This is a genomic window from Streptomyces sp. NRRL B-3229 (assembly GCF_000719505.1).
In the GTDB taxonomy this organism is placed as follows: domain Bacteria; phylum Actinomycetota; class Actinomycetes; order Streptomycetales; family Streptomycetaceae; genus Streptomyces; species Streptomyces griseorubiginosus.
On sequence record NZ_JOGP01000015.1, the window covers coordinates 98,791 to 113,580 of the forward strand.

Genomic DNA, 14,790 nt, shown 5'->3' on the forward strand with positions numbered 1-14,790 from the left:
CGGCGGCCTCCCGAAGGCGTCATCGACCACGCGTTCGAATACGGGTCGGCGCACCCCACCGTGTCAAAATCCGCCGGGAAATGTCCAGGGCCCCGGGGTTGCCCCGGGGCCCTGGAACCGGCCTTCGCCGCAAGAGGGTTCAGACGCCGGCGTAGGAGTGCTTGCCGGAGACGAAGATGTTGACGCCGTAGTAGTTGAACAGCCAGCAGCCGAAGGCGATCATCGCCAGGTAGGCGGCCTTGCGGCCCTTCCAGCCGGCGGTGGCGCGGGCATGCAGGTAGCAGGCGTAGGCGACCCAGGTGATGAAGGACCAGGTCTCCTTGGGGTCCCAGCCCCAGTAGCGGCCCCACGCGTCGCCCGCCCAGATCGCGCCCGCGATGATCGTGAACGTCCACAGCGGGAAGACGGCCGCGTTGACCCGGTACGCGAACTTGTCGAGGCTCGCGGAGGCGGGCAGCCGGTCGAGCACCGAGTTCGCGAAGCGGCCGGGCGTGCCGCCGTTCGCGATCTTGTTCTCGTAGCTGTCCTTGAAGAGGTACAGGATCGTGGCGACCGCACCCACGTAGAAGACCGCGCCGCAGAAGATCGCGGTGGAGACGTGGATGTACAGCCAGTACGAGTGAAGGGCGGGAACCAACTGGTCGCTGGCGGTGTACAAGACAGTGACGGCGAGGCCGAGATCGAGGAGGACCGTGGTGACCAGGAACAGCCCGAGCCAGCGCACGTTCTTCTTCAGCGCCAGCAGCCCGAGGTACACGGCGACGGCCACCGTGGAGAAGGTGATGTTGAACTCGTACATGTTGCCCCAGGGCGCCCGCTCCACCGAGGCCGCGCGGGCCACCACCCCGGCGAGCTCGACCAGGAAGGCCAGCACCGTCAGGGAGATGGCGATACGCCCGTAGAGGTCGCCCTGCTCGTCCCCGCCGTGCGCCCCCGGCCCGTCCGGCACGTCGCGCGAGCCCGACGCCGACCGCACCACGACCTGCGGCCGCTCCAGTACGGCGGTACTGCCCCCCTGGTTCACGGTGACCGCCGGCGACTTCTTGGCCCCGGTCGTGCTGGCGTCGGCGGTGAGCGCGGCGGCGGTGCGGCCGACCTTGCTGCGGCTGCCGAAGAGCCATTCGGCGATGTACGCGAAGAAGGCCAGCGTGTAGACGGCCATCGACGAGTAGATCAGCGTGTTGCTGATGTTGGCGAGGTGTTCGTTGGTGGCGGTGGCCAACTCGGTTGCGGCGGCGAGAGTCACTTCTCAGCCCCTTCGGAGGGTGTTGCTCGGGGTTCGGGGGTGGTGTCGTCTTGAGGGGGGTCGTTCTCGGGGTCGGGGGCCCCGGGAGCTCGGTCGTACAGGATCCCGGCCAGTTCGCCCAGCTCCTCCGGCACCTTGGCGGACTCGCTGCGGCCGAGGCCGGCCATCTCGACGACCGTCACGCCGTCGTCCCCGCGCACCGCCCGCACCCACACCCGGCGGCGCTGGATGAACAGGGACGCGGCGAGGCCGAAGATCGCGGTGAGGGCGCCGGTGAGGGCCCAGCCACTGGCGGGCTGCTGGACGACCTGGAAGTTCGCCCACTGCCTGGTGCCCTCGTAGGTGACCGACCCGGCGCCGTTCGGGAGCTTCATGGTCTGGCCGGGGCGCAGGTTCTTCCTGAGCTCCTGTCCCTTGGCGTCCTTGAAGTCCTTCACATGCGACTTGTCGAGCTGGTACACGCTCTGCGGGATGCCCGAGTCGACCCCGAGGTCACCGTGGTAGGGCGTGAGGTTGAGCACCGGGTTGTTCAGCGCCGGGAAGGTGGAGGCCGTCTCGCTGCCCGGAGTGTAGGTCGGGATGAAGAACGCCGAGATGCCCAGCTGCTCGGCGACGCCCTTGGCGTTCCGGTAGCCGTCCAGGACCTTGATCACACCGGTGGAGGTGACGTTGGAGTCGAGCGGCAGCATCGCGACCGCGTCGTGGAAGACCACGTTGCCCTTGCCGTCCCGGACTGTGATGAGGGGGGCGTAGCCGTGGGCCGTGAGGTAGACCTTCGCGTCGTCGATCTCCAGCGGCTCGTTGACCTTGACGAGGGTCTTGCGCTCCTTGCCGTAGGCGCCCTTGCTGTAGGTGATGGCGGCCTGGTAGAGGCGCGGGGTGCCCTTGTTGGGCCCGTTGGTCTCGTAGGTGCCGGTGAACTTGTCCAGGGTGAAGCTGAACGGCACCAGGTCCTCGGTGTCGAAGAGGTTGCCGGACTTGAAGTCGTCGTAGGAGATGAGGGTGTTGGAGAACCCGTCGCCCTCCACGACCAGCTTGTTGCCCTCGGACTTGAAGAGCTGGCCCCAGGCGAAGGAGATCAGCAGCACGATGAGCGCGATGTGGAAGGCGAGGTTGCCGACCTCGCGCAGATAGCCCTTCTCACCGGCGACGTTGTCCCCGGCGAGGTGGGCACGGAAGCGCTTCTGCTTCAGCAGGGCGAGCGCGGCCTCGCGGACCTGCTCGGGCTCGGCCTCGGTGCGCCAGGTGGTGTAGGCGGGCAGCCGGGTCAGCCGCTTGGGCGCGCCCGGCGGCCGGCTGCGCAGCTGCCCGACGAACTGCCAGGTGCGGGGGATGATGCAGCCGACGAGGGAGACGAACAGCAGGATGTAGATCGCGGAGAACCACACCGAGCTGTAGACGTGGAAGAGGCCGAGCTTGCCGTAGACGTCCCCGAGGGTGGGGTTGTTCTTGACGAAGTCGGCGACCTTGGTCGCGTCGGTGCCGGACTGCGGGATGAGGGAGCCCGGGATCGCACCGAGCGCCACCAGCAGGAGCAGCAGCAGCGCGACCCGCATGGAGGTCAGCTGGCGCCAGAACCAGCGGGCCCAGCCGATGACGCCCAGGGAGGGCAGGTTCGGCGGGCCCTCGACCGGCGCGGTGGACAGCTGGGAGCCGGCGGCCCCGAGGTCCTGCTCGCCGGCGGATGCCTCCGGGGCGTCGGAGGGGCCGGAGGCGTCGGGCGCGGTGGGCGTGGTCTTGCTCATGGATCAGATCCCCACAGAGAAGCCGGCGGACCAGGACTGGACGTCCTGCACGAGGCGGTCCCACACGCCGGTCAGCAGCAGGAGCCCGGTCACGATCATCATGGTGCCGCCGATGCGCATGACCCAGACGTAGTGGCGCTTGACCCAGCCGAAGGCGCCGAGCGCCTTGCGGAAGGCGACCGCGGCGAGCACGAACGGCAGGCCGAGGCCGAGGCAGTAGGCGACGGTCAGTATGGCACCGCGGCCCGCGCTGCCCTGCTGGGAGGACAGGGCGATCACCGAGGCGAGGGTCGGACCGATGCAGGGGGTCCAGCCGATGCCGAACAGCGCACCCAGCAGCGGGGCGCCGACCAGGCCCATGGCGGGCCGGTTGTGGAAGCGGAACTCCCGCTGGGTCATCCAGGGCATCAGGCCCATGAAGAAGACACCCATGAGGATCATGAGCACGCCCAGCACCTTGGACAGCACGCCCTGGTTCTCCTGGAGCGTCTGCCCGAAGTAGCCGAACAGCGCCCCGCTGGAGACGAACACCACGGTGAAGCCGAGCACGAACAGCGAGGCACCGGCGACCATCCGGCCGCGTCGGGCCTCGGCCAGATCGGTGCCGGTGACGCCGGTGACGTACGACAGGTATCCGGGGACCAGCGGCAGGACGCACGGGGAGAAGAAGGAGACCAGACCGCCGAGGACCGCGATGGGCAGCGCGAGCAGCAGGGCGCCGTTGAGGACGGTGCCGTTGTAGCCGGTGTCGGCGGCGAGCGTGACGACTGCGCTCACGTCACTTCTCCGCGAGGACCGGGGCGATCATCTTGCGCAGCTTGCTCTCGCTGAGCGCGGCCAGCGAGCGGGAGGCGATCTTCCCTTCCCGGTCGATGACGAGCGTGGAGGGCACGGCCTGCGGGTTGAGGGTGCCCTTCTGGAAGCGGAGCATCAGCTTGCCGGTGGGGTCGTAGAGGCTGGGGAAGGTGATGCCCATGTCCTTCTCGAAGGCGCGGGCGTTCTGGATGCTGGTGTCGCGGGTGTTGATGCCGACGAACTGGACGTTCTTGGACTTCAGGTCCTTGTAGACCGTCTCCAGGTTGGGCGCCTCGGCCCGGCAGGGGGCGCACCAGGAGCCCCAGATGTTCAGGACGACGACCTTGCCCTTGTAGTCGGCGACGTCGACCTGTCCCCCGTCGACGGTCTTGCCGGAGAGGTCGGGGGCGGTGCCCCGGTCGCCCTGCTTGGCCGTGGAGATGCCGTCCGCGCCCATGATGAAGTTGGTGTCGCCGCCTCCGCCCGAGGTGCCGCCCGAGCTGCACGCGGAAAGGATCAGCGCTGCGGCTGCGGCACCTGCGCTGAACAGGCTGGCACGGACTCGGGAGCGGCTACGGCTGGCGGCACTCATGTGAAAAGTTTCGCATGCCCGTTCTGGGGATCTTGCGCGCCCCCCTTGCGGGCGGAAACCCGCATTTCAGGCAGCGTTCGAGGAGCCTGTGGAGGTGGGCGTGGAGGGGGGCGTGGAGGGGCTCTTGAGGAAGCTGTTCCAGCCACCGGCCGGCCGCTGCCCGACGTCGAGCGTGCGCAGCTTCTCGAGCACCTCCGGCTTCTGTACGTCCATCCAGTCGACGAACTGCCGGAAGGAGACCATGCGGATGTCCGCGCCCTTCTCCTTCTCCCGCGCGATGTGCGTGAAGGCCTGCTCCACGGCGTCCATGTAGATGCCGCCGTTCCAGTGCTCGAAGTGGTTGCCGACGAAGAAGGGGGCGCGGTTGGTCTCGTAGGCGCGCTGGAAGCCGGCTATGTAGGCGCCGGCGGACTGCTTGCGCCAGGCCGGGTAGTTGTAGGCGGGCGCCTTGGTCGAGTTGATCGACTGGTTGGCGAGCATGTTGTAGTCCATGGACAGGACCTCGAAGCTGCGGCCGGGGAAAGGTATCGCCTGGAGGGGCAGGTCCCATATGCCGTTCGTCTTCACGGGCCAGACCTGACGGCCGCCGGGCGAGGAGGCGTCGTAGCGCCAGCCGAGCTCGCGGGCGGTGGGCAGCAGGTTGTCCTGGCCGAGCAGACAGGGCGTGCGCCCGCCGACGAGTTCCTTGTCGTAGTCGAAGGGCAGGGACGGCAGGTCGGTCCAGCCGGTGTTGGTGCGCCACTCCTTGACGAAAGCTTTCGCCTGCTGGATCTCCGAGCGCCACTGCGCCGGCGTCCAGTGCGCGACGGTGCCGTAGCCGCCGCAGAAATGGCCGTTGAAGTGGGTGCCTATCTCGTGCCCCTCGAGCCAGGCGCGCCGGACGTTGGCCAGGGTCGCCTTGACGTGCTCGTCGGTGAGGTAGCCGATGTCGGAGGCGCCGCGGGGGTTGTTCGGGGGGTCGTAGAGCCGCTTCTTCGACTCGGGCAGCAGATACAGCCCGGAGAGGAAGAAGGTCATGTGGGCGTCGTGCTTCCGTGCCAGGTCGAGGAAGCGCGGGAAGAGCCCGTTGCCGACCTCGCCGGCCCCGTCCCAGGAGAAGATCACGAACTGCGGCGGGGCCTGCCCCGGCTCCAACGGCACGGGCTTGCCGGGCTGGTGGGGCTGCTTGCCGGTGAAGGAGGTGGAGCCGTCACCGATGGGACGCGCCGTGGGCTTCGGCGAGGGCTTGGGATCCGAGCCCTTGGAAGGGTGGGACACCCCGCCCGCCCCGTCCGACCCGGTGAGGGTCCCGCACCCCGACAGTCCGGCGGCGGCCGCGGCCCCCGCCCCGAGTCCGAGTGCTCCCCTTCGACTGAGAGTGGGCATGCTTCCCCGATTCATCACGTTCTTGGGTGGTCACCCAGTCAGAGGTGACGGGGAGGGGGGCGGGTTCCGCCACTATTTGCGGATTCGGTAACAAGGACGCGCCCCATAGGGGCGCGGGGAACTGCGCGACCAGCCACGACGACGCAGCAGCCCCCCACGAACCACTACGCCCCGAAGGCCTTGGACTTACCCTTCACAGGCTTGGCACCGGCCCGAAGATGAACCGGCACAAGATCGATCGCGGGCTCGCTGTACCCCACGGACACGATCCGGTCGCCCTGATACGTGAAGGACGTCAAAGAAGCCAGCGTGCACTGCCGCTTCCGCGGATCGTGCCACAGCCGCCGCTTCTCGACCCACGACCGCACGATCCAGATCGGCAGCTGGTGACTCACGAGCACGGCCTCGTGCCCCCGCGCCTGGTCCCGCGCGGCGTCCAGCGCCCCCTTCATCCGGACGACCTGGTCGACGTACGGCTCCCCCCACGACGGCTTGAAGGGGTTGACGAGGTGCTTCCAGTTCTCCGGGTTCTTCAGCGCGCCGTCCCCGACCCCGAAGGTCTTGCCCTGGAAGACGTTCTCGGCCTCGATGAGCCGCTCGTCGGTGGCGAGGTCGAGCCCGTGCGCCTTGGCGATCGGCGTGGCGGTCTCCTGCGCCCGCTCCAGCGGGGAAGCGCAGACGTAGGTGATGTCCCGCGGGGCGAGGTGCTCGGCGACCCGGTCGGCCATCTGCCGGCCGAGCTCGGAGAGGTGATAGCCCGCGAGACGGCCGTAGAGGACCCCGTCGGGGTTGGCGACCTCGCCGTGCCGCATGAGGTGGACGACGGTGATCTCGCTGGTGTGGTCGCTGCTCATGCCGCCGTGGCCTCCGCCGCCGCTCGGGCCGCCGCCGGAAGGGCGTCGGCGATCCGCTGAACCGCCTGCTCGTCGTGGGCCGTGGACACGAACCACGACTCGAAGGAGGACGGCGGCAGGTAGACGCCGTTCTCCAGAAGGGAGTGGAAGAACGCGGTGAACCGGAAGGACTCCTGCGCCTTGGCGTCCTCGTAGTTGCGCACCGCGCGGTCCGTGAAGAACACGGAGAACATGTTGGAGGCGTTCTGCACGGTGTGCGCGACGCCCTCCTTGCCGAGCGCCTCGGAGACCAGGGACTGGATCTGCCGGGACACGGCGTCGACCTTGTCGTAGGCCGAGTCGTCGAGGAGCCGCAGCTGGGCGAGGCCGGCGGCGGTGGCGACGGGGTTACCGGAGAGGGTGCCGGCCTGGTACACGGGCCCGGCGGGGGCGAGGTGCGCCATGACGTCGGCCCGGCCACCGAAGGCGGCGGCCGGGAAGCCACCGCCCATGACCTTCCCGAAGGTCATGAGGTCGGGCCGGACGCTGTCGATGCCGTACCAGCCGCTGCGGCTGGTACGGAACCCGGTCATGACCTCGTCGGAGATGTAGAGGGCGCCGTTCTGCGCGCAGGCGTCCTTGAGCCCCTGGTTGAACCCGGGCAGCGGCGGCACGACGCCCATGTTGCCGGGCGAGGCCTCGGTGATCACACAGGCGATCTCGCCGGGGTGCCGGTGGAAGGCCTCGTGGACGGCCTCCAGGTCGTTGTACGGCAGCACGATCGTGTCGCCGGCCTGGGCACCGGTGACGCCGGGGGTGTCGGGCAGCGCGAAGGTGGCGACCCCGCTGCCCGCCGCGGCGAGGAGCGAGTCGACGTGACCGTGGTAGCAGCCGGCGAACTTGATGACCTTGGTGCGCCGGGTGAAGCCGCGGGCGAGCCGGATCGCGGACATGGTGGCCTCGGTCCCGCTGGAGACGAGCCGCACCTGGTCGACGGGCTCGACCCGGGCCACGATCTCCTCGGCGAGCGCGACCTCGCCCTCACCGGGGGTGCCGAAGGAGGTGCCCTTCGACACCGCCTCCTGGACGGCGGCGATCACCTCGGGGTGCGAGTGCCCGAGGATCATCGGGCCCCAGGAGCAGACGAGGTCGACGTACTCCCGCCCGTCGGCGTCCGTCAGGTACGGACCGGTGCCGGACACCATGAAGCGGGGGGTGCCGCCCACGGCACGGAAGGCGCGGACCGGGGAGTTCACGCCGCCGGGCGTGACGGCCGACGCGCGGTCGAACAGGGCCTGCGAGACAGGCGCATCGTACGAATAGGGCAGTTCACTCATAACTTGCGACTACTCCGACCTTCTCCGGTTCGTTCGGCTTTCTCGGACTCCGTTGCCGGTGACCACCTCAGAGTAGGCCAGCCCTCGAAGCCCTCCGGCGTCCGGCGATCTGCGAAACTGGATGCAGATACACACAGCTCACGGGGACGATGGCGGCGAGCCGTTCGTCCAAGGGCTGCGAAGATCCTGCGGACAGGTGTTTCAGCGCACGTTTCGGCGGGCGGCCGTGGGGGAGGTCACTGACACGATGATCGGGTTGCGCGGCGGGGCCTGCGCGTCCTAGAAAAGCAGTCGGGTGGAGATATGCATCGCGGTGGCGGACTGGGCGAGGGGACTGACGACCTGGGTCCTCGACGTGCCCGGCGGGGGAAGCACCGGCGCGAGGCGGAGGAAGCCGGCGAGGCACGCCAGGGTCATGGTGCCGTGGCGCCGGGTGAGTCGGATCGCGACGAACGACGTATCGAACGTCGTATCGATCCGTTGAGGGCGGGAAGCAGGAATGGTGGTCGGGTGGGGGTGACGTACAAGTACTTCGGCGCGCCCGACGGCGCGACCGCGGCCCGCGTGCCGATCTCGATGCGCCCCGAGGAACTCGGCGGCGACGAGCTCGGCATGAACGGCATGTTCACCAAGATCAAGCCGGAGACCATGGCGGCGATGGTCCTCACCGGCATAGAAGGCGTCCCCCTCCACAAGGTCCCCCCGCTCGAACTGGTCGTCCTGCACCCCGACTACGCGGTGGTCAAGCTGCCCATGACGGTGGTGGACCCGCTGCGCGGCATAGGCGAGGAGGCGGTCGGCGCGGCGGCCTTCATCTGGTCGACGGTCCCGGACCGGGGCGGCCCGCGGGACGCGTTCAATGTGTACCAACTGCTGCACGAGTGGCAGGACTTCAGCCATCGGTTGCATGAGGCGGGGCATCAGCCGTACTGCCTTGTGTGGCCGTGACCGGGGTTTCCCACGGATCGGGCGGGGTCTTCGGGCCTCGCCCTTTTCAGTTCCCGAAGGGGCCGCCTGGCGGGTGATGCTCAGGCGGGTCGCGCGGGGGCCCGTAGTTCGACCTCGTATCCGCCCTGGGGAGTGGGTGCTGCGGTGAGGGTGCCGTCCAGCAGTTCGGCGCGTTCTCTCAGGCCGATCAGGCCGTGCCGGGCGCTGGGCAGGGCCACGGAGGGGCGAGTGGGGGCGGTGTTGGTGACGGTGACGCCGAAGTGCCGCGTGTCGTGCCACAGGCGTACGTCGGCGCGGGCGCCGGGGGCGTGCTTGCGGACGTTCGTGAGGGCTTCCTGGACCGTGCGGTAGACGGTGCGCTGCGCGGTGGTGCTGATGCCGGGCGGGAGGCCGCCGGTCAGGGTGGTCTCGATGCCGCTGTTGGCGACCAGCTGCTGGAGGTCGGCGAGGGTGGGCTGGGGAGTGAGTTCGGTCTCCTTGCCACCGGTGGCACGCAGCAGGGTGACCATGTGGCGGAGTTCGTCGAGGGTGTCCACGCTCAGGGTGCGGATGGTGCGGGCGGCGGCGCGGGCGTCGGGGTCCTTGGCGGCGACCTGAAGGGCTCCGGCCTGTACGGCGATCAGGCTGACCTGGTGGGAGACGACGTCGTGCATCTCGCGGGCGAGTTGGGCGCGTTCGCGGGCGAGGACGGTCTGGGCGTACAGGGCGCGTTCGTGTTCGCGGGCCACTTCGACCTCGACGAGCTGACGGGCCACGTCGTGCCTGGCCTGCACGAGCTGGCCGAACAGGATCGGCGCGAAGGCCGTGGCCAGCGTGTAGACGAACTGGATGAGCGTCCAGGTCCGGTCGCCGGACGTCGTGTCGCCGGAGAACGTGTCGGACAGGGGCCAGGCGAGGGTGCCCACCGCCGCGTTCAGCAGGGCGCATCCGGCCAGCAGCGGACGGTTGCGGGTGTGCCTGGCCACGGTGTACAGGGCGGCGATCGGCGCGACCGCCACGTCCATGAACAGGGTCATGGGCAGGGTCAGCAGGAAGACGGTCAGGGGAAAGCGCCTGCGCAGCAGCAGTCCGGCGCAGCCGAGGCCGGCGCAGGCCCACATGACCGGTGTCGCCTCGTCGTAGAGGTTGATCCAGGCGTCGAGCGCGGCGAGCACGACGAGGCCCGCGTCCACGGCCCAGGGCGGCACCCGACGCCACGGGCCCCGGCGCGGGCTCATCGCCTGTGGCCCCGTGCCGCGTCGGAGCCGTCGTCACTGAGCAGTCCGGCCCGCTCCGCGAGGAGCGCGGCCTGGACGCGGCCGGCGACCCGGAGCTTGGTCAGGATCGAACTGACGTGGTCCTTGACGGTGCCCGCGCTCAGATGGATGCGGGCACCGATGTCGGCGTTGGACAGTCCTTCCGCGACCAGGACCAGGACGTCACGTTCCCGGTCGCTGAGCAGCTGCACGCGCGCCACGTCCACGTCCTGGGACCCGCCCGGACCCGGGTGACCGCGCAGCAGGGCCCGCGAGGCCTTCGGGGACATCACCACCCCACCCGCGGCCAGGGTGCGTACGAGGTGGGCGAGCTGTTCGGGCTCGGTGTCCTTGAGCAGGAAGCCCGCGGCTCCCGAGCGCAGCGCGGTCACGATGTACTCGTCGGTGTCGAAGGTGGTCAGCATGGCCACGATGGGCGGCTCCGGCAGCTCCTGGAGCTGCCTCAGGACGGTCAGACCGTCCACGTCCGGCATACGGATGTCGAGGAGCACGACGTCCGGGTGCTCGCGCCGGATCACGTCCGCGGCCTGCGCTCCCGCCGCGGTCGCCACGACCTGGATGCCGTCGGAGGAGTTCAGGATGAGCTCGAACCCGGACCGCACCAGCGCCTCGTCGTCCACCACCACCACCCGGATCACCGGCGTCGCCTCACACTCGTCTGTTCTGTCCACCGCTGTCGTCGACACTACGTCCGGCGCGACGGGCGGCGGCACGGCCACTGCGGACACCCGCCACCCGGCAGGCCGCTTCCCACCGTTCGGGGGGAGTGTTCCGACGCACATCCGGTGAGGCCCCACCGGTCTGTCGGGGCCCCCGCCGAGTGGCTGGAGACGACCCCGGGGTGGTGGCCGTCGGGCGACGGTCAGCTCCGTACGGTGACGACCGGTGAGTCCGGCTTGCCGGTTCGCGAAGATCCGGTCAGGGACCGGGCGATGAGCACCGAGCCTCCGCCGTGGAGCAGCACGCTGCCGAGCACCGTCAGGGTCATGGCGTACAGGGCGGTGTCGGCGTACCGCCCGTCCGGCAGCGCGTTGAAGGCGAGCAGGCCGAACACGATGGAGGTGGTGCCGCGTGGTCCGAGCGCACCCACCATGAGCCGTTCCCGCCAGGTGAACGTCGAGCCGAGGAAGGCGAGCAGGACGGGAAGGACGCGTACGACGGTGAGCGCGGCGACGCAGAGCACGACGGTGGGCCAGTGGAGGCCCTCCTCCATGGCGAGCACCACGGCGTTGCCGAAGAAGAACCACATGCACATCGTCGCCATCGCGTTGGTGTCCTCGATGAGCTGGAAGTCCGAGGCGTGGGGAGCCGGCGCGCCCCCACGGCGGACCGGTGCCTGCCTGACGTAGCGGAAGGCAATCCCGCACACGAACGAGGCCACGAAGCCGTTGCCCTCCAGCGCCGTGGTCACGGTGTAGGCGAGCAGCGGTGTGACCAGCACGGCGATCCGCCGGGACTGCTCCGTCATCCACTCCGCGCGCTCGGCCTTGTTGATCAGCCACGCCACCACGGCCCCCAGTGCGAAGCCGACCACGAGGGCCTTCAGCGCGAACGGCACGGCCGTGCCGAGGGCCTCCAGGGGCGTGCGGGTGACGGAGTCGGTGCCGACGAGGATCAGGGCGAACAGGAACAGGGGCGAGACGATGCCGTCGTTGTAGCCGCCCTCCACGTTGAGCACGCCGCGCACTCTCGCCGGGATACGCGGGTCGCGCACCAGCGTCTCGGCCGGGGCGAAGTCGGTCGGGACGACGATGCACGCGATGAGCAGCAGCAGCGCGACCGGCAGCCCGGGCAGCAGCAGCATTCCCAGGAGCACCAGCGTGATCAGGCTCAGGGGCAGGGCCACCAGCAGGGCCCGAGCGGCGGAGCCGGGGTCGTTGCCGAACAGTCGGCCGCCCGGCAGTTCGGTGGCGTCGACGAACAGCAGGACGGCCAGGATGACCTCGGCCACGTGCTGGGCGACCTGGGAGTTCAGGGTGGCGGCGATATGGCTGTGGGTGAACACCCCTGTGACCACGCCCGCGAGCACCAGCACCAGGGGGGCTCGCACATGTCGTTGCTCCAGCCGACCGGCGACCAGCGACCACCCGGCCACGACCGTGGTGATCACAATCAGGACAAAGATCATGTGCATCCGCTTCAGAACTCGGAACGGTCCGGCGGTCACCCCGCCGGGACCTCCACCAGGGCGTCGACCGGCATGAGCGCAGGCAGACGGTACAACGGCCGAGGCCCGGCGAACAGCACCGTTCCAGTTGCCGGATGACGGCGGGCGGGTGGCCGGCGAGGGGGTGACGGGGACGCCGAGCCGCCCGCGGCGAGCGCGTCGGCGCCGGCTTCTCGGCGCTGTCGATCCCGGTCACCGGACCAACCCTGCCGAGACGGTGGCCGGTCGACCATCTGCCGGGCGTCGGGAGGTGCCCCGCCGGTCGGCCGGAGGTGGTGCGCTGATGCCGGGAACTACTCGTTCGGTCCGGCCGGCTTTCGGTCGTTCTCCAGCAGGGCCGCTCCGAGCGGGGTCAGGGCGTGCAGGACCGTGTTGGCGTGGCGGTGGCTGGTGATCAGGCCGGCGTCGCGCAGGACCGCGGTGTGATGGCTGGCCGTGGTGGGGGTCACGCCGGCCCGGCGGGCGGCTTCGGTGGTGGTGGCGCCGGTCGCGCCGGCTCTCAGGATGGCCGCACGGGTGGGTCCGAGCAGCGCGTTCAGCGCTGGTGAGTCCGTGTGCGGGGTCGTCGTGGGCCGGTGATGGAGGGGGTAGAGGAGGACGGACGGGAGCCCGGGGTCGGCCAGCGCGACGGGCGCCTGCCAGCAGAAGTAGGAGGGGATCAGGAGCAGCCCCCGCCCGTCGAGGTGGACGTCGCGGTGGTCCGGGTACGGATCGATCTCCAGGACCGGTGGCCGCCAGCGGATCGTGGGGCCCAGTCCGGCCAGCAGGCCCTCGGTCCCCGCGTGGAACAGGGTGTGGGCGTGCCGGGCCCGTTCGGCGTGCAGCCGTTCCTGGATGGACTCCTCGTGCGGGGCGATCACGGCCCGGTGGTAGGCGCGCAGGGCGTCCACGAGCTGTTCGCGCAGGTCGGGCTCGGTGAGTCGGCGGGTCCAGGCCGGCGCTCCGACGGCCCGGCCGAGCGCGTCCACCTCGCGCGCGACCCGCTCGCACGGCGTCGCCAGAACCGCCTCCAGGCCGGCCTCCAGTCCCTGGGCGCCTTCCGGTGGTGTCAGGAAGTCGGGGAAGTAGCTGGCGCGGGGGAAGAGCGGTAACAGGAAGGTCTTCACGGTCCGTTCGAGCCCGGCCAGCCGCAGCGCGTCGCATGCGGTGCGGAACCAGGGGGCGTAGGCCCAGCGGCCGTCGCGGGTCTGGAGCCGGTGCAGACTGACCGCGATCTCCCAGAGGGCGTGCGGTTCGGTCGCCACTCTGACTCTGGTGAGGTCCTCGGACGTGAAGTGAAAGCGGAGCATCCGTTTCCCCGTGGAGCAGTGGTGCGGACCTGCGAAGTGTCACTGGGCTCGCATGAGCATGACAGCTGCATGCCGGGCCGGGAAGCATGAATTCCCGCCAGCCGTAGGCCCGTTGGCGCAGTCCACCAGGAAGGTACGACATGTTCTCGTCCGAGCAGGAGCACGACCGCACGTCTCGCCGCACCCCCCGTCGGGGCCGTCTGGGTCTCGTCGCCGGGGCGCTCACCCTCGCCACGGCCGCCCTGGGTCTGGTCGCACCGAGTTCCGCGAGCGCCACGGCGCAGGCGTGGGAGTGCAACAGCGGCAACGTGTGCGTCTACAGCGGCAACAACGGCACGGGCAGCCGGTGTTCGTGGAGCAACGCCGACCCGGACTGGTACAGCGGCGACATCCAGTGTTCGTGGGCCGACAACCAGGTCGTCCGGTCGATCTACAACCGCGGCACGTCGTCCTCGTACAACTGGGTCGTCCTCTACACCGGTGCCAACTACACCGGCGACCACTACTGCTGGGCGCAGAACGGCGGCTTCGGCTCGGAGTTCAACACCAAGATCCGCTCCCACCGCTGGCGCTCCACCTGTTCATGACCGCATGACGGGTCGGCGGGACCCGGAGCACCGGGTCCCGCCGACCCGTGGTGCGTCCCGGAGTCGGGCCGTCGGCTAACGACCGCTGGTCGGCCCCGTGCCCGAGTGGCTGACGATCTCCCCGCCGGTCCGCTCACGGAACGTCCTCAGCGCGTCGATCTTCGCGCTGACGATCCAGCGGGGGCCCACGAGGAAGTCCGCCCGGTACACGGACGCGGACTCCAGCCACGCCTCCTTGAACCGCTCCTCGGGGAAGGTGGTGACGAGGTAGTCGACGTCGTCGGTGTGGCAGACGCCCTGGCGCAGTTCGTCCGCCTCGATGCGGATCCTGGCCTCGCAGCCCGTGAGTCCCGCGATGACCTCGACCTTCGCGGGCGCCACGACTCCCGCCCGCACCGCGGAGATCGCGGGGCTCTTCGACGCCTTGCGCTCGCCGGACGCTTCGTCCGCCCCGCCGCCGCAGGCCACGGTCAGCGGCATCAGGGCGAGCCCGGCACCGACGGCAGCGCCTCGGGCCAGTCGGGCGACCACAGGAGTACGGCCGGTGGGTGACGGCGGCTGCGCGTGGGGCACGTCGCTTGCTCCGTATCCGGGCGCGGGCGGCCCGATCGGGGACACACGGTCACCTCG

The 14,790-nt window shown here is 70.0% G+C and carries 14 protein-coding genes; 2 read left to right on the forward strand and 12 right to left on the reverse strand.

Features of this window, described 5'->3' with window-relative positions; genetic code table 11:
• Positions 1 to 139 precede the first annotated feature (139 nt).
• From ccsB to hemL, 7 genes are all read right to left on the reverse strand, one after another.
• Positions 140 to 1,246 (reverse strand): c-type cytochrome biogenesis protein CcsB, encoded by a 1,107-nt coding sequence (gene ccsB, locus IF54_RS0124335; RefSeq protein ID WP_030322176.1) that lies wholly within the window; start codon positions 1,244 to 1,246, stop codon positions 140 to 142.
• Positions 1,243 to 2,991, reverse strand: coding sequence for a cytochrome c biogenesis protein ResB (gene resB / locus IF54_RS0124340; protein WP_030322177.1), 1,749 nt, complete (start codon positions 2,989 to 2,991; stop codon positions 1,243 to 1,245). The genes ccsB and resB overlap by 4 nt, the downstream gene beginning before the upstream one ends.
• Positions 2,992 to 2,994: 3 nt before the next feature.
• Positions 2,995 to 3,768, reverse strand: a complete 774-nt coding sequence (locus IF54_RS0124345) for a cytochrome c biogenesis CcdA family protein (protein WP_020135986.1) — start codon at positions 3,766 to 3,768, stop codon at positions 2,995 to 2,997.
• Position 3,769: 1 nt separating this feature from the next.
• Positions 3,770 to 4,378, reverse strand: a complete 609-nt coding sequence (locus tag IF54_RS0124350; protein WP_030322178.1) for a TlpA family protein disulfide reductase — start codon at positions 4,376 to 4,378, stop codon at positions 3,770 to 3,772.
• 66 nt (positions 4,379 to 4,444) lie between these two features.
• Complete coding sequence (locus tag IF54_RS0124355; protein ID WP_030322179.1) at positions 4,445 to 5,743, reverse strand: hypothetical protein; 1,299 nt, start codon at positions 5,741 to 5,743, stop codon at positions 4,445 to 4,447.
• Between the two features lie 164 nt (positions 5,744 to 5,907).
• Positions 5,908 to 6,597, reverse strand: coding sequence for a histidine phosphatase family protein (locus tag IF54_RS0124360; protein WP_030322180.1), 690 nt, complete (start codon positions 6,595 to 6,597; stop codon positions 5,908 to 5,910).
• Positions 6,594 to 7,913 carry a glutamate-1-semialdehyde 2,1-aminomutase gene (gene hemL, locus IF54_RS0124365; RefSeq protein WP_030322181.1) on the reverse strand — a complete coding sequence of 440 codons (1,320 nt, stop codon included), beginning with the start codon at positions 7,911 to 7,913 and terminating at the stop codon, positions 6,594 to 6,596. Before hemL ends, IF54_RS0124360 begins: the two co-directional genes overlap by 4 nt.
• Before the next feature lie 303 nt (positions 7,914 to 8,216).
• Between hemL and IF54_RS0124375 the strand changes: the two genes are divergently transcribed.
• On the forward strand, positions 8,217 to 8,861 hold the full coding sequence (locus tag IF54_RS0124375) for a hypothetical protein (RefSeq protein WP_078852087.1): 645 nt from the start codon (positions 8,217 to 8,219) through the stop codon (positions 8,859 to 8,861).
• 80 nt (positions 8,862 to 8,941) lie between these two features.
• On the opposite strand, the gene IF54_RS0124380 is transcribed toward IF54_RS0124375, so the two are convergent.
• From IF54_RS0124380 to IF54_RS0124395, 4 genes are all read right to left on the reverse strand, one after another.
• Entirely contained in the window at positions 8,942 to 10,078 is a 1,137-nt protein-coding gene (locus IF54_RS0124380; protein ID WP_030322183.1) for a sensor histidine kinase, read from the reverse strand.
• A complete protein-coding gene (locus IF54_RS0124385) occupies positions 10,075 to 10,743 on the reverse strand; it encodes a response regulator (protein WP_030322184.1) in 669 nt (222 codons plus the stop codon). The genes IF54_RS0124380 and IF54_RS0124385 overlap by 4 nt, the downstream gene beginning before the upstream one ends.
• A gap of 236 nt (positions 10,744 to 10,979) precedes the next feature.
• Positions 10,980 to 12,245: a cation:proton antiporter gene (locus tag IF54_RS0124390; protein WP_030322185.1), complete on the reverse strand. Its 1,266-nt coding sequence runs from the start codon at positions 12,243 to 12,245 to the stop codon at positions 10,980 to 10,982.
• Between the two features lie 332 nt (positions 12,246 to 12,577).
• Entirely contained in the window at positions 12,578 to 13,573 is a 996-nt protein-coding gene (locus tag IF54_RS0124395) for an ArsR/SmtB family transcription factor (RefSeq protein WP_030322186.1), read from the reverse strand.
• 140 nt (positions 13,574 to 13,713) lie between these two features.
• Between IF54_RS0124395 and IF54_RS0124400 the strand changes: the two genes are divergently transcribed.
• The gene (locus tag IF54_RS0124400; protein ID WP_030322188.1) at positions 13,714 to 14,160 is read left to right on the forward strand and encodes a peptidase inhibitor family I36 protein; all 447 of its coding nucleotides are present in this window, start codon (positions 13,714 to 13,716) and stop codon (positions 14,158 to 14,160) included.
• A gap of 75 nt (positions 14,161 to 14,235) precedes the next feature.
• Here IF54_RS0124400 and IF54_RS0124405 read toward each other — a convergent pair whose 3' ends face one another.
• Positions 14,236 to 14,733: a lipase chaperone gene (locus IF54_RS0124405; RefSeq protein ID WP_030322190.1), complete on the reverse strand. Its 498-nt coding sequence runs from the start codon at positions 14,731 to 14,733 to the stop codon at positions 14,236 to 14,238.
• Positions 14,734 to 14,790 lie beyond the last annotated feature (57 nt).